This window comes from Prosthecobacter algae (genome assembly GCF_039542385.1).
Classification (GTDB): Bacteria; Verrucomicrobiota; Verrucomicrobiia; order Verrucomicrobiales; family Verrucomicrobiaceae; genus Prosthecobacter; species Prosthecobacter algae.
The window spans coordinates 211,919-225,323 of the sequence record NZ_BAABIA010000002.1 but is presented as its reverse complement, the minus strand read 5'-3'; the positions used below and the strand labels follow the sequence as shown (position 1 = coordinate 225,323).

Below are 13,405 nucleotides of genomic sequence, written 5' to 3'. Positions count from 1 at the left end.
AAGGTTGGCGGTGAAGAGTATGGAGAATATCCATCCTGGCTGTTTAAGACACAGGCGGGACGCATGGGCTCCATGCTTGAGCGCTCCATGTTTGATTATGGAGGACAGGCATCCTTGGTGTTTAGACACAGGCGGGACGCCTGTGCTCCATGCTTGGGTACTCCATGCTTTGAGCTTTAGGCTAGAGTTCATAAGTATGGATTGCCGGCGTCAAACAGGGCGCGGATTTCATCGTCGGTCATGGTTCGGCCTAACAAAATGAGTTCGTCCACGCGACCGCTTAGTTTGCGGTCTTGAGAGTCCCAGTTGCCGATCTGCGCAGGCCCCAGCAGGGCCGGGTGGGCGGTGGCTTGAAGGCATTCTTTATCAAACCTTCCATTGAGGTAAAAGCGGATGAGTTTGGCCTCGGCATCGTAGGTCACGGCCACGTGCACCCAGCGCCCTTTCTCAGGCAGGACCGGGGTGGCGGAATCTGGGAAGCCGTCTTTCTCAGAGGAGCCGGGAAGTAAGGTATTGCGTTTGAGCGCGAGGCGCATGGTGGCGTCCTTCTTAATGATCCAGTGGACTTGACCTCGCTTGTCATCATCCCAACCATCGGTGTGATAAAGGGACTGGTAGAGGGCTTCCAGCCGGTCTAGCCGCACCCAAGCGGCGAGTGTGAGTTGGGGCCAGGTGTGATCACCGCCCGCATCGAGCTTCATGTGATCGCCCACATTGACGAACTCGGGGGCGCGTGATCCAGGCCAGCGGCCCTGGGTCATGCGAAAAGTGCCGGGCGGTAGTTTGGAATTTTCAAAGTCGAGCAGGGCGATCAGGGTCGGGTCTTGTCGCAGTGCGGCCATGGCGGCATCCGAACGGCTGCGCTGACCGGAGGTGAGGGCCGCCTGCAGGGCAGGCATTTCATCGGGCTGGATAAAAGCTGCGGAGCGGATCTCTCGCGCGGCTCCTGCCCCGGATTGCAGGGAGTAGGCCTGGCCATCCTTCAGGCTCTGGCGTTTGCCTCCCTTGAAGGATTGGGCGATGACTTCGCCCTTGAAGACATGGATTTCTGCCTGGCCCTGCTGCGGCACATCCACACCAAATTGGGTGCCCAGGTCCACGGCCTGGCCTGTCGGGGTGATGACGGTAAAACCTTTCGCCGAAGGCGGCACATCCGCCGCCACCCGGCCGCGTTTCAGCCACAGCCGCTGGCCATTTTCAAACTGGAAACTCGCGGGGGCTTCGATGACCACCTTTGCCCCACGTGCGGTGATGAACTCCACGGTGCCAGCTTCCATTTCATAGGCCGCATTGTGAATCTGCATACCTTGAGAAAAAGTGCTGCTGCCAATGCCACGGGCCACGGTGGCATGAGCGGCTCCGTTGCTTTGCCACCACCACGTTCCGGTGATGAGCAGGGTCAGCGCTGCGGCTGCGGCTAACCAAAAGTGGGGAATGGCTGTCCGCTGAGGTTTGGCCGACTTTCCTTGGACAGGGGATTCCCAGCCAGTGGCCTGTTCGGCGAGGGCGGCATCCAGATTGGCCAGATCCGCAAACAGGCGTCGTGCTTCAGGCTGGGTGAGCAGGATGTTTTGGAGCTGCTGCACCTCCTCGGCAGTGGCGAGCCCATCCATGTAGCGGTGGATCCGTTCATCCAGGTTCATGACGCATCCTCCTTGGCCAATTCACGCTGAACACAGTCGGCCAGCAGGCGGCGGATCCGATGCAGCCACTGATAAAAACCGGTGACGGAACGTCCGCTGGTGGCGGCCACCTGCTGAATCTGCGCCTGCGGCTGATACGCCTGCATGAGGAGATGCTTGTGGTCGGGCTCCAGCTTTTGGGTGCAAGTCTCCAGCGCGCGGCGCTGGCGCTCCAGCCGGGTCTCATCCAGGGCCGTTTCTTCGGCGATGAGGTCCACGACTTCTTCACTGAGGACGAGGCGGTCGCGGCCTTTGTCACGCAGCCAGGACAGGACTTTAAAGCGGGCGATGCCAAAGGCCCAGGGGCGAAACTCGGCTCCTTGCCGGAACTCGCTGAATTTTTCCCACAACACGATGGCCACTTCCTGCATGACGTCATCTGCATCGGCCCGGGAGGGCACCAATCGTCGCACATAGGCACGCACGGCAGGTTCATGCGCCGTTAGGCTGCGCAGGAAACGCTGGTGCTGTTCGATTTCGGCTGGTGACATGGTGGGCTCTCAAGAGTCTTTTCCTGAAGCCGGGCCGATTTAACGAACTATTTCACGCGTGAGGGAAATTTAAATCACCGCCGTTTCAACACGAGCACGATGTCGGGGTAGCTGTCGTCCAGCTTGCGCGGGGTCTCGACTTCATAGGTGAAGTCATAACAAATCTGAAGTTCAAGTTCGGGCACTTGGCGCAGAAGTGCCTTCATTTGGCGGACGTCGTAGGTGCGGAACTGCCAGCGGGTCTCCTGAATGTGGCTGCGGCCCTGGTGGCTGATTTTAAGCCTGGTGCGCAGGGCTTCCAGGCGTGTCTTGCGGTCCGGTGGCCAAGTGTGGGTATTGCACACGACTTCGATGTCATCCCGCCTGGCCTTCCAGCGTTCGTGCTCCTCTTTGGCTGTGGTGTAGTTGCTGAGATGCAGCCCTAGAACGAAGATGCCGCCGGGCTTTAAAGCGGCGCAGACCCGTTGCAGGCAGGCGATGGCATCGGCCTCGGTGTGCAGGTATTTGAAGGTGCTGACGAGGCAATGGGCGAGATCGTAATGGTCCTTTTTGGGGGTGGTGAAGCTCTGCATCCAGTCTGGCCATAGGTGGGCTTTGAGGCCTTCTTTTTTGAGGCGTTCCCAGGCAAAGTCCAGCATCCGCTCGTTGCCATCGAACCCGGCCACGTCCCAACCCCGGCGGGCCATTTCGATGACCAGCCTGCCGCTGCCACAGGCGGGCTCCAGCAACCGACGGGTGCGGCTTTTTTCGCCAAAGATGGTCCACACGGTTTCCAGGAAGGTGGCCTCGCGCGGGGTATCGGCATCGAAGATGATGTCGTAGTATAGCGGGGTGTCGTACCAGTCGCGGTGGTCAGTGGGCATGGCGTTGCTCTTGTTAGCTGTTCACGGGTTGCTCAGGTTTGGATGGTTTAGGTTCAACTTCCTCTGCGTGTAGTAGGTAGCAGAAGAAAGAAAGGATTGAAAATGCGGCGATGACAAGGCCAAGGATGCCATTTGAAAAAACATTATAAAGACCATGGGTGATTGCCATGAAGACGATGCCCACAACAATGATTGGCCAGCCTGATGATTTGCGCTCGCTCGCAATTGCTACAAACCAGCCGACCGTGCCCGCCCAAACCGCGTGCAATAGAGGTAGGGGAATAAATCGTACTATTTGAATGGTCAGCGTGCTTCCGTAATGCTCACCGAGCTTTGGAACGATACTATCAATCCTGGATACAAATTCGTTGGTATTCATGGACTGAGCAACAGCTTCCGTAATGACCAATGCGCTAAGTTGAGCGGATTGTTGCCAATAGTTAACCGAGTACAGGACGACCTCGGCTAAAGCGAAGCCTAGGCCAGACATGAGCCCCAGAAAAATTCCTTCTCGAATTGGAAGAGATCTACGTAGTGAAAAAAACAACAATGGAAGTGCTTTGCAGGTTTCTTCAAAAACCCCGACACCAGCTACGAATCCGAATGCCCTGATAATGAAATTTTCACTCTCAGAACCGAGGTAAATATCAGCAATAATAGGCATTTCTTTCCAAGCCAGCAGCAAAGGAATTCCAACAAAGGAGGTAAATATAAAATATCCTAAACCGCGCTTCCAAAGAGGTCGTTGGGGCCGAATTAGACCGTTGAAATAGACAGCCCAAAAATAGCAAAAGTATCCGCCGATAAGCCAAGCAGATTGTTCGAAACGTAGTCCAAAAAAAAGAACGCAAAGCGAAATTAACATTGGGAAAAGTCCAAAGGTAAGAACCCATGTTACAGCGCGTTTGCTAATGAAGCTTGGACTGAATATTCGGCGTAATGGAAACAGGAGGTTATAATCCAATTCGCGGAAATGCTTGTACGTATCGCGTATAGCAACGGCAATCTCATTAGTGGGCGGGTTATGCCCTGCAACATCACTGATATTAGAGTCAAGAGACGTGGCAATTGATGAGGGCTGAATGCTTTGCGATGGTGGAGGCTTCGGCGTGGAAATCGGTCTCAAATTGCGAAACAGAATTTCCACTCCTCCAACTGCAATCATGTCCCCGCTGTGTAACGGTGCTGTGGTGATCTTCTTGCCATTTATGAACGTGCCGTTGGATGACCCAAGATCAGTAAGGCCATAGACCCCACCTTCTCGGCTGATAATGGCGTGCGCGGTAGAGACTGAGGCCTCATCGATAATGGCATCATTAGCCTCGCTCCGTCCAATTTTGAATATTGCGGAGGTTAGGCGATACGGCAAACCGTCGACGACGATTTCAGCAAATTCTTGTGTCGATGGCATGAAGTTTTTGAGTTAACTGCCTAATGACCTCACTACGAAGATGATGCTCCAATTTCAAGTGATAAACTTATGAGGGTGAGAAGTTTAATGGGCCGAGATTTGTTTGGCGCGGCAGTGGCAAAAAAGGCGCGGGATGCCTTCAATACAGCATAGCAGTTTCAAAGTTGGTCACAAAGAGGTGGTGAATTGATCTCCTAGCTTCCGTTTTTTGTTCATGTCTGACAGCCATTCCTTTTCCCGCCGCCAATTTCTGAAAAGCGCCGCGCCGTTGATCCTGCCTGCCGCTGTTTTGGGCCGTGCGGGCGCGGTTTCACCGAATTCAAAGATTCGCCTGGCCTGCATCGGTGTGGGCGGGCAGGGAACGACCAACCTGAAGGCTTTTCTGGCGGATGAACGGGTGCAGGTGGTGGCCATCTGTGATGTGGATGGCAAACACCGCGAACGCGCGATGAATCTGGCCAAGCTGACGCCCGCAGATTGCTACAATGACTACCGCGAAGTGCTGGCGCGCAAGGATGTGGATGCGGTGATGAATGCCACACCCGACCACTGGCATGCAAACGTGGCCATCGAGGCGGCGAAGGCGGGCAAGGATCTGTTTTCTGAAAAGCCTCTGGGTGCCAGCATTGCCGAAGGGCGGGCCATCTGCCGGGCGGTGTCGGAAAACAAACGGGTGCTGCAATGTGGCACCTGGAGACGATCCGGCCTCAAAGTGCGTATGGCCTGTGAACTGGTGCGCAATGGCTACATCGGTGAACTCAAAGAAATCCAGGTGGGTGTGCCCGGGACTTTTGCCATCCGGGGCGGTTACACCGGGCTGGAAGGTCCGCAGGAGGTGCCGCCACATCTGGACTATGCGATGTGGCTGGGCAGTGCTCCTGAGCGCCCCTACACGGAGGGACGCTGTCATTTTAACTTCCGCTGGATTGATGAGTATGCGCCGGGCTACATCACGGACTGGGGTGCCCACTTTGTGGATGTGGCGCAGTGGGGCGCAGGCATGGATGACACCACGCCCACCGAAGTGGAGGCGATTGAGGTAAAACGCCGCGCGCAGGGTCTCTACGATGCCCCGGAGGAGTACCGCATCGAGTATCGTTATGCCAATGGGCTGAAGCTTTCGATGTTCAGCACGAAGGATGCGGCTACTTACGGCACCAAATTCATCGGCAGCGATGGCTGGGTGTTCACGGAGGCGGAGACGCTGAAGGCCAGTTCCCTGGACATTCTGCGCATCAAGATGAAGGAGGGCGACACCCGCCTGTATGTCTCCAAACATCATCACCGTAATTTCATTGATGCGATGATTTCCCGGGAACGCACGGCGGCTCCGGCAGAGATCGCTCAGCGTGCGGCCACGATCTGTCATCTGGGGGCCATCTCTGCTAAGCTGCAAAAGGGCCTGAAATTTGACCCGAAAGCCGAGACCTTTGTCGGGGACGATGCTGCCAATGCCCTGCTGATGCGCCCCATGCGCGATGCCTGGAAGATCTGAGCTTAAGGTTCATTCATCATGAAAACATATTCATTGTTAGGTGTGGTCTTGTTGGGGCTGCTTTTTTCCTCCGTCCCTGCAAAGGCTGAGCATGAGGGGAAACTGCAAGTGCTGCTGGTGGGGGATAGCACAACGGAGGGCAGTATCCCACGCAAGCTCAGCCCTAAAGGGCCTCATTTGGAAGAGGTGATCCGCGTTTTGTTGGCGGCGGAAAAAGACCTGCCGCCATGCAACGTGATCAATCTGGGACTGAGCGGTGAGTATGTCCGCAGGCTGCTGGATTCCGGGCGCTATGACAAGCAGATGGCGAAACTTCCAGGGGTGGATTACATCTTTATCCGGTATGGCATCAACGACTATGCACGGCGTGAAAAGTTCGCCGAGAACTTTACCAAGGACTATGCCGAACTGATCGGAAGGATGCGCAAGGATCACCCGAGTGCCCAACTTGTGATCATGACGGTGATCCCCTACATGGATTCGCAAAAGAGCAATGAGATCAATACCCTCAACCGGAAAGTGGCTGTGCAGCACAGGCTGCCGCTTTTTGACATCTATCCCAGGTATGCGCAGGCCCTGAAGGATGGGCCTAACATGCTGAACTACCGACGCTACGAGCTGAAAAACATCCCCGTCCAGTATCATGAGTTGGTGAAACCTTTCGTGGCTGAGAATCCTCCGAAAGTGGTGGTGATGGATAACCAGTTTGACGCTCATTTTGGCAAGCTGCCAGGCTGGTTTGGCGACCGCCATCCGAACTTGGCAGGGTATCACGTCATTGGCGATGAGACCGCCAAGTATCTGGCCAAGATGATTCGTGAGAAGGTCAAAAAGTAAGCATTACATCCTCATGCATCTCCCCCTCTTCCTGGTTGCACTGCTTTGTCTGCCTGGGGTGGCCAGTGCGTATGATCTCATCATCAAAAACGCCCGCATCGTGGATGGCACAGGCAAGCCTGCTTACTCGGGCAGCATCGGCATCCGGCATGGACGCATCACAAGCCTCGGCCAGGTGGAAGGCACAGCGAAAGAGGAGCTTGATGCCCGAGGGCAGGTGGTGGCTCCGGGTTTCATGGACGTGCATACGCACTCTGAAAAGATCTGCGAACTGCCGGCGGCGGAGAATTTTTTGCGCATGGGTGTCACGACGATTGTGACGGGGAACTGTGGGGCTTCGCGCACCGATGTGGCGGCCTTTTTTGAAGAGATCGAAAAGGCCAAGGTGAGCCTGCATGTGGGCACGCTGATCGGCCACGGGGCCGTGAGGGAACAGGGCATGGGAGGCCGGTTCATCCGCGCGCCGGATGCGGCTCAACTGGAGACCATGAAGTCCCTGGTGGACCGAGGCATGAAAGACGGAGCGCTGGGGATGAGCACCGGCCTGATCTATGTGCCCGGCTCCTTTGCCAAGACGGAGGAGATTCTGGAACTGGCCAAGGTGGTGGCGGCCTACGATGGCATCTATGCCAGCCACATGCGCTATGAGACGAACCGCATTTTTACCGCGCTGGATGAGCTGACGCGCATCGCCCGTGAGGTGAAGGTCAAGACGGAGCTTTCTCACATCAAGCTATCTGGACCTAGTGCCTGGGGAAAGGCCGGGGAGGTGCTGGCCTACCTGGACAAAGCGCGGGCCGAGGGGCTGCGAATCACGCACGATCAGTATGCCTACACCGCCTCCAGCACGGGCTTGCGGCAGACGATTCCTGACTCGGCTCTGGAAGGCACTCGCGAGGACTTCATTGCCCGGCTTAACAAGCCTGAGCAGAAGGCGAAGATCATCGCTGGCATGCAGGAGATTTTATCGCGCAGCGGTCGTTCGGATTATAGCTATGCAGTGATCGCCCGCTTTGCTGCGGACCCCTCGCTGAACGGTCTGACGATTCCGCAGGCCGCGATGCGTGTGCGGGGTGCCGACAGTCTGGAAGACCAGATCGAGCTGCTGCTGGACATTGAAAAGCGCGGTGGGGGCAGCGGCGTTTTTCATGGCATGAATGAGGAAGATTTACGCCTTTTCCTGAAACATCCGCTGACCATGATCGCCAGTGACGGCGGGCCGCGCCTGCTGGGCGAGGATGTGCCGCATCCGCGCAGCTATGGCAACAATGCTCGCATCCTGGCCCGCTATGTGCGCGAACAAAAAGTGCTGTCGTTGGAGGAAGCGATCCGCCGCATGACCAGCCTGCCGGCGCAGACCTTTGGGATTCGGGACCGTGGTGTGATCAAAGCCGGGGCCTGGGCGGATCTGGTGATTTTTGATCCTGAAAAGGTTCAGGACATCTCGGCCTTCGATGATCCGCATCACTATGCCGAAGGGTTTGGCGAAGTGCTGGTGGATGGGGTGCCCGTGATCCGGGCGGGGAAACTGACGGAGGCCCGGCCGGGTGGTCCGCTGCGGCGCTAAGGTTTACTTCAGCGCCACAAACTCACCGCTGAACTCTACGCAGGTCTGACCTTCTTCCTGGATGATGACCTGAAGATTCATGCGCGCTTTGCCTATTTCGGCAAAGAGCGTTTTAAAATCGAGGATCGTGGTGGGATCGGGCTGTTGGCAGATGGCCCGGATCACCCCGCGCACTGGGCGTCGGTAACGGATGGTGCTTTCCCGAATGACGATGTGGGAACTGCGATCTCCCAGCATCAGCCAGAGCAAGCTGTATCCCGTGAGCGTGGCAATGGCGCTCAGGCTGCCGCCAAAGGCTGTGCCGAGATGATTGTGATTCGGCTCCAGGGGCGCGGTGATCACCAGCGTTTCGCCATCGTAACTTTCCACCTGCACGCCCATCGCCCGGGTGAGGGGGATCTGCTCATGGAGGAAGCGTTCCGTTTCGCGCAGGAGGTCATCGTTCATAGGCGGCTCAGGCGTCCAGTTGCTGGATGCGGGCCAGATGGCGGCCTCCTTCAAAGGAGGTGCTGAGAAAAAGATCCACGATCTCCAAAGCTGTCTCCAGATCCATCATGCGTTCGCCCAGGGAAAGCACGTTGGCGTCGTTGTGCTGCCGGGTCAGGAGGGCGGATTCTAGGTTCCAACAAAGACCGCAGCGGATGCCTTTCACACGATTGGCCGCGATGGCCTCTCCGTTGCCAGAGCCACCAAGGACGATGCCACGTTCGTATTTTCCAGCGGCCACCGCTTCTGCCACAGGGCGGATGAATTTGGGGTAGTCGGTGGACTCCTCCGAATGGGTGCCGAAGTCAGCCACAGAATGCCCGGTTTTCTCCAGATGAGCGATGATGGCTTGTTTGTAACGGTAGCCAGCGTGGTCTGAGCCAATGGCGATGTTCATGATGAATGAAAGATAGTTAGGTTTGGGGCATCAGTGAGTCCACCATTTGGAGAGGCGGGCCTCGGCCGATTCGGGCTTGTTGAGGCTGCTTTCAGCGTAATGGGAGGTGTCATTGAAGAGCATGAGACGAGCGCGTACGGCATCCTTGAAATCGACGATGTTCAGGGCTGCGGGGTCTTGGTCCAGATTGTCCCGGTAGCGGCGCGGATCAAAGCCCAGGAGGGAACTCAGCAGCAGGCGGATGGTGGCCTTATGAGACACGACGATCACGGACTGCCCTTCGTGATGACGCACGATGTCGAGTAAGGCGGGCAGGGCGCGGGCGGTGACGGCCAGGCCGCTTTCGCCGCCTTCTGGCGCGAAGGTGTAGGGATCTTCATCCCAGGCTGCAGCTTCCTCGGGGAACTGCACTTCCACCTCGTGGCGGGTCATTTGTTCCCAGTGACCGTGGGAAATCTCCTTCAGTCCCTCACGTGGATTCACTTCCAAATGATGGGGGCTAGCCAAAATGCGTGCGGTCTCCATCGTGCGGTCCAGCGGTGAGGCATAAACGGCGGCGATGTGCAGCGAGGCGAGCCGTTGGGAAAGTGTGGAGGCCTGATGGCGACCTTCATCGGAAAGAGGGACATTGGTGGCTCCGGCAAAACGGTCCTCGGCGGTCAGGATGGTGGCTCCGTGGCGGATGAGGTAGATGCGTGTGATGGGCATAGGCGTCGCTGATGGATAGCACTTTCAGGACCAGACGCTGGGCGATGACTTCTGCAAATGAAAAGCCCGCAGAAGGTAGCTCTTCTGCGAGCGGGACAGGGGAGGAAACGGATCACGCAAGAGCCTTGCGAAGCAGGTCATTCGCTTGGGCGATGGCGGCGCGGGCGGCAGGGGTTTCCGTGAGGACATTCAACATCACGAAGTCATGGATGATGCCGAGGTAGCGGCTGGAGGTGACGCTGACTCCGGCCTCGATCAGCTTGCGGGCATAGGCTTCGCCCTCATCGCGCAGTACATCGGCCTCACCCGTGATCACCAGAGCCGGGGGCAGGCCGCGAAGCTGTTCAGTGGTCGCTCGCAGAGGAGAGGCGGTGATCTCATCACGCACGGCATGGTCGGGAGCGTAATGATTCCAGAACCACTTCATGGCCTCTCGAGTGAGGAAGTAACCTTCCTCAAACTGGTGATAGGAGGCCGTGTCAAAGTTCGCATCCGTCACAGGATAAAACAGCACCTGGTAACGCAGGGCGGGGCCTTGACGTTCTTTGGCCAGCAAGGTCACGGCGGCGGCCATGTTACCGCCGACGCTATCCCCAGCTACCGCAAGACGGTTCGGGTCAATCTGAATGCTGTGAGCGTTTTCGGCCACCCATTTCAGGGCTGCGTAGGCTTCCTCAATGGCCACGGGGTAGCGTGCTTCCGGCGAAGGAGTGTAGTTGACAAAGATCACGGCGGCCTGGGCTCCGTGGGCGATTTCCCGGACGAGACGATCATGAGTATTTTGGTCGCCCAGCACCCAGCCTCCGCCGTGGAAATACAGCACACCTGGAAGCACCCCCTGGCTTCCCTGAGGACGCACGATGCGTAGAGAAACTTGTCCGCTGGGGCCGGCGGGAATGGTGAGTTCTTTGATGTCCACGGGGAGCTTCGCCACCGGACCTGCTTGCGCTCCAGTCAGCACATCACGGGCATCGGGGACGGAGCGTTCATAGATGGCGGGCCCACCCTGGGCAACTAGGGTGTCGAGAAAGGACTGTGCGGCAGAGTCGAGAACGGGGGCTGTGGAAGCGTTGATGGTGTTCATGGCGATGGCTTGCTTGGATGACTTATGGTTAGGTTCGTCAGGGATTCCCTGATTGGCCTTGTTGTTTTTCGGTCGTGGACAGATCCTAAGCCGTTCATGAAAAACCTGAAAATGCAGGCTCGCTGGTCTCAGCATGCGGATGGGGCATGTCTGCGTAGGCAAACTTGGTTAGGAGGTGGTCCCAAGATGGGAGTTTCAGGGTATGCCCAAAAGTAAGGCTGAGACTGACGCCGTCGCATTGGCATCCACCATACATCCGGACATTGTTCAAATGTCGAAGCCATCTTAACTCCGAAACATTATGTCCAAGCTCCTCGTCCTCTATTACTCCACTTATGGTCACATCGAAACCATGGCCAATGCCATCGCCGAAGGGGCGCGCTCGGTTGACGGTGTGGAAGTCACTCTGAAGCGCGTCCCTGAAACCATGCCGCCCGACGTGGCCGCTAAGGCTGGTGCCAAGCTGGACCAGAGTGCTCCGGTGGCCACACCTGCAGAACTGGCAGATTACGATGCCATCATTTTTGGCACCCCCACCCGTTTTGGCAACATGGCAGCTCAGATGCGCAATTTCCTAGATCAAACTGGCGGCCTGTGGATGAAAGGGGCCCTCATCGGCAAGGTAGGCAGTGTCTTCACCAGCACGGGTACGGGCGGTGGCAATGAGTCCACAATCCTCACCACAATTCCCACCCTCCTGCATCATGGCATGATCTACGTAGGCCTCCCGTATTCAGCGCCTGAACTCACGGACATCAGTGAAGTGCGTGGTGGCAGCCCTTACGGCGCAGCCACCATTGCTGGGGCCGATGGTTCCCGGCAACCCAGTGAAAAGGAGCTGTCTTTGGCCCGCTTTCAGGGCAAACACGTGGCTGGGATTGCAGCCAAGCTGACAGCCTGACGTTCCAGATTCATCGCTCTCTTTTGAAGGCGCCCCACTCTTGGATCAAGGGTGGGGTTTTTGCTGGGGGTGAGATCAAATGCAAAAAAGTTGTGAAAACGGCTTGATGTTAATGCAAATTCATTGCTTTATTGATCGTCATGCATCCTCCCGTTGCTTCTTCTTTATCTCTCGTCTTGGCCGGTAGCCTTTTGGTTTCCGGCGCTGCCTGGGCGCAAACTTCCGCCCAGTTTGAGGCTCAGCAGCAACAAAAATACGAGTATTCTACCTTCAGTGCGATGTCCGCACCCGTAGTGCTGCCGATGGATGGTAAGGCGGATTGGCTAACGGGTCTGGACGTGAGTCTGGCGGGCAAAATCTTTCCTCACATTCACATGGACACGGCTTTTGGCACGGCCTCCACCGAGCAGGAAGAACTGCGAACTGGTCATCATGATCCAGAGGAAAGAGACGCAGTGACTTTTCAGAACATCGAGTTCTCTCTTTCGGGGCGACTGGATGAGTACAACGAATTTTTCATCACCTATGCAGCGGCTGTGACGGGCGGGCGCATCGACCCGATCTTCGAAGAAGTGTTCTGGAAGTTTAAAAATCTCCCAGGCGGCTTCGAGGTTCGTGGAGGCCGAGTTTACAACCGATTTGGTATTCAGAATACTTACCACCCGCACGGGTTTGACTGGATTGACCAGTATTTGGTGAATACCCGGATCTTGGGCGAAGACTCCATGACGACGATCGGTGCGGAGATCACCTGGCTGGCCCCAGTGCCGTGGACCTCCCAGTTTGATGTGGCGTTAGGCGTGGCCCCCAAAGGTGAGGATGACCATGGTCATGAACATGAGGATGAAGGGGAGGCGCGTTATGCTACCGAGGAAGCCTTCTTCGGAGAAGATGAGTTCATGCTCGTGGCCAACTGGACGAACGTGTACAACTACAATGACTTTCACCAGTTCCGTGGCGGTATTTCCGGGGCTTGGGCGGACAATGTTTCGGGTTACCGCACCAGCATCTATGGTGTGCATGCGGAGTACCAGTGGCGCGAAAACGGTTTTGATCCAGGTGGCCGCTACTTCCGGGTGCGCTCGGAGGCCATGTTCAATCGCTTCAAGGTGGAAGACGAGTTGGTGGAAGGACGTAATCCTGAAACTCAGCAAGACTTTGGTGCCTACCTGAGCCTGCTTTACGGTCTGCCGAACAATCTGGAATTGGGCCTGCGTGGTGAATACGTGGCTGGGAATGCCGACACGGCCCAGGATTCACGTTTTCGCGTCAGCCCTGGTGTCACCTGGTATGCCAATGATGCACGCACACTGCGCTTTCGCCTGCAATACAACTATGACAACTCCAATGAGCGGGGCACGGATCACGCCGTGTGGGCCCAGGTGAGCTTTGCCTGGGGCGGACCTGAAGTGCGCTGATCTTTAGCAACAATTTTGCATTAACAATCGTTTCTTATGAGGCACCTTGGTGGCAAGGTGCCTCC

The 13,405-nt window shown here is 56.7% G+C and carries 13 protein-coding genes; 5 read left to right on the top strand and 8 right to left on the bottom strand.

The window, feature by feature from the left end; all coding sequences use genetic code 11:
- Positions 1–188: 188 nt before the first annotated feature.
- The 4 genes from ABEB25_RS04405 to ABEB25_RS04390 all read right to left on the bottom strand — a co-directional run bounded on the left by ABEB25_RS04405 (position 189) and on the right by ABEB25_RS04390 (position 4,447).
- The gene (locus ABEB25_RS04405; RefSeq protein ID WP_345735168.1) at positions 189–1,643 is read right to left on the bottom strand and encodes a LamG-like jellyroll fold domain-containing protein; all 1,455 of its coding nucleotides are present in this window, start codon (positions 1,641–1,643) and stop codon (positions 189–191) included.
- Positions 1,640–2,173 (bottom strand): sigma-70 family RNA polymerase sigma factor, encoded by a 534-nt coding sequence (locus tag ABEB25_RS04400; RefSeq protein WP_345735167.1) that lies wholly within the window; start codon positions 2,171–2,173, stop codon positions 1,640–1,642. The genes ABEB25_RS04405 and ABEB25_RS04400 overlap by 4 nt, the downstream gene beginning before the upstream one ends.
- Before the next feature lie 74 nt (positions 2,174–2,247).
- Positions 2,248–3,036 carry a class I SAM-dependent methyltransferase gene (locus ABEB25_RS04395; RefSeq protein ID WP_345735166.1) on the bottom strand — a complete coding sequence of 263 codons (789 nt, stop codon included), beginning with the start codon at positions 3,034–3,036 and terminating at the stop codon, positions 2,248–2,250.
- Positions 3,037–3,049: 13 nt separating this feature from the next.
- Positions 3,050–4,447, bottom strand: a complete 1,398-nt coding sequence (locus tag ABEB25_RS04390) for an FHA domain-containing protein (protein ID WP_345735165.1) — start codon at positions 4,445–4,447, stop codon at positions 3,050–3,052.
- Between the two features lie 214 nt (positions 4,448–4,661).
- Here ABEB25_RS04390 and ABEB25_RS04385 point away from each other — a divergent pair, with 214 nt between their 5' ends.
- Genes ABEB25_RS04385 through ABEB25_RS04375 form a run of 3 tightly spaced genes read left to right on the top strand, consistent with a single transcriptional unit; the run spans position 4,662 to position 8,346 of the window.
- Positions 4,662–5,942, top strand: a complete 1,281-nt coding sequence (locus tag ABEB25_RS04385; protein ID WP_345735164.1) for a Gfo/Idh/MocA family protein — start codon at positions 4,662–4,664, stop codon at positions 5,940–5,942.
- 18 nt (positions 5,943–5,960) lie between these two features.
- Positions 5,961–6,779: an SGNH/GDSL hydrolase family protein gene (locus tag ABEB25_RS04380; protein ID WP_345735163.1), complete on the top strand. Its 819-nt coding sequence runs from the start codon at positions 5,961–5,963 to the stop codon at positions 6,777–6,779.
- A 13-nt stretch (positions 6,780–6,792) separates the two neighbouring features.
- Positions 6,793–8,346 (top strand): N-acyl-D-amino-acid deacylase family protein, encoded by a 1,554-nt coding sequence (locus ABEB25_RS04375; protein WP_345735162.1) that lies wholly within the window; start codon positions 6,793–6,795, stop codon positions 8,344–8,346.
- 3 nt (positions 8,347–8,349) lie between these two features.
- Here the strand turns inward: ABEB25_RS04375 and ABEB25_RS04370 are convergent, their stop codons facing one another.
- The 4 genes from ABEB25_RS04370 to ABEB25_RS04355 form a co-directional block, all read right to left on the bottom strand.
- Positions 8,350–8,793, bottom strand: coding sequence for a YiiD C-terminal domain-containing protein (locus tag ABEB25_RS04370; RefSeq protein ID WP_345735161.1), 444 nt, complete (start codon positions 8,791–8,793; stop codon positions 8,350–8,352).
- Between the two features lie 7 nt (positions 8,794–8,800).
- The gene (rpiB, locus tag ABEB25_RS04365) at positions 8,801–9,229 is read right to left on the bottom strand and encodes a ribose 5-phosphate isomerase B (protein ID WP_345735160.1); all 429 of its coding nucleotides are present in this window, start codon (positions 9,227–9,229) and stop codon (positions 8,801–8,803) included.
- 30 nt (positions 9,230–9,259) lie between these two features.
- Positions 9,260–9,937: a histidine phosphatase family protein gene (locus tag ABEB25_RS04360; RefSeq protein WP_345735159.1), complete on the bottom strand. Its 678-nt coding sequence runs from the start codon at positions 9,935–9,937 to the stop codon at positions 9,260–9,262.
- Between the two features lie 112 nt (positions 9,938–10,049).
- Positions 10,050–11,021 (bottom strand): alpha/beta hydrolase, encoded by a 972-nt coding sequence (locus ABEB25_RS04355; protein WP_345735158.1) that lies wholly within the window; start codon positions 11,019–11,021, stop codon positions 10,050–10,052.
- Between the two features lie 301 nt (positions 11,022–11,322).
- Between ABEB25_RS04355 and wrbA the strand changes: the two genes are divergently transcribed.
- Both wrbA and ABEB25_RS04345 read left to right on the top strand, forming a co-directional pair.
- Complete coding sequence (gene wrbA, locus ABEB25_RS04350) at positions 11,323–11,922, top strand: NAD(P)H:quinone oxidoreductase (RefSeq protein WP_345735157.1); 600 nt, start codon at positions 11,323–11,325, stop codon at positions 11,920–11,922.
- Positions 11,923–12,062: 140 nt separating this feature from the next.
- Positions 12,063–13,340 (top strand): hypothetical protein, encoded by a 1,278-nt coding sequence (locus ABEB25_RS04345; protein ID WP_345735156.1) that lies wholly within the window; start codon positions 12,063–12,065, stop codon positions 13,338–13,340.
- Positions 13,341–13,405: the final 65 nt, after the last annotated feature.

What these genes read in the sequence shown, in the direction of transcription:
- ABEB25_RS04405 (WP_345735168.1), bottom strand. Translation starts at nt 1,643, where the DNA reads ATGAACCTGGATGAACGGATCCACCGCTACATGGATGGGCTCGCCACT.
- ABEB25_RS04400 (WP_345735167.1), bottom strand. Translation starts at nt 2,173, where the DNA reads ATGTCACCAGCCGAAATCGAACAGCACCAGCGTTTCCTGCGCAGCCTA.
- ABEB25_RS04395 (WP_345735166.1), bottom strand. Translation starts at nt 3,036, where the DNA reads ATGCCCACTGACCACCGCGACTGGTACGACACCCCGCTATACTACGAC.
- ABEB25_RS04390 (WP_345735165.1), bottom strand. Translation starts at nt 4,447, where the DNA reads ATGCCATCGACACAAGAATTTGCTGAAATCGTCGTCGACGGTTTGCCG.
- ABEB25_RS04385 (WP_345735164.1), top strand. Translation starts at nt 4,662, where the DNA reads ATGTCTGACAGCCATTCCTTTTCCCGCCGCCAATTTCTGAAAAGCGCC.
- ABEB25_RS04380 (WP_345735163.1), top strand. Translation starts at nt 5,961, where the DNA reads ATGAAAACATATTCATTGTTAGGTGTGGTCTTGTTGGGGCTGCTTTTT.
- ABEB25_RS04375 (WP_345735162.1), top strand. Translation starts at nt 6,793, where the DNA reads ATGCATCTCCCCCTCTTCCTGGTTGCACTGCTTTGTCTGCCTGGGGTG.
- ABEB25_RS04370 (WP_345735161.1), bottom strand. Translation starts at nt 8,793, where the DNA reads ATGAACGATGACCTCCTGCGCGAAACGGAACGCTTCCTCCATGAGCAG.
- rpiB (WP_345735160.1), bottom strand. Translation starts at nt 9,229, where the DNA reads ATGAACATCGCCATTGGCTCAGACCACGCTGGCTACCGTTACAAACAA.
- ABEB25_RS04360 (WP_345735159.1), bottom strand. Translation starts at nt 9,937, where the DNA reads ATGCCCATCACACGCATCTACCTCATCCGCCACGGAGCCACCATCCTG.
- ABEB25_RS04355 (WP_345735158.1), bottom strand. Translation starts at nt 11,021, where the DNA reads ATGAACACCATCAACGCTTCCACAGCCCCCGTTCTCGACTCTGCCGCA.
- wrbA (WP_345735157.1), top strand. Translation starts at nt 11,323, where the DNA reads ATGTCCAAGCTCCTCGTCCTCTATTACTCCACTTATGGTCACATCGAA.
- ABEB25_RS04345 (WP_345735156.1), top strand. Translation starts at nt 12,063, where the DNA reads ATGCATCCTCCCGTTGCTTCTTCTTTATCTCTCGTCTTGGCCGGTAGC.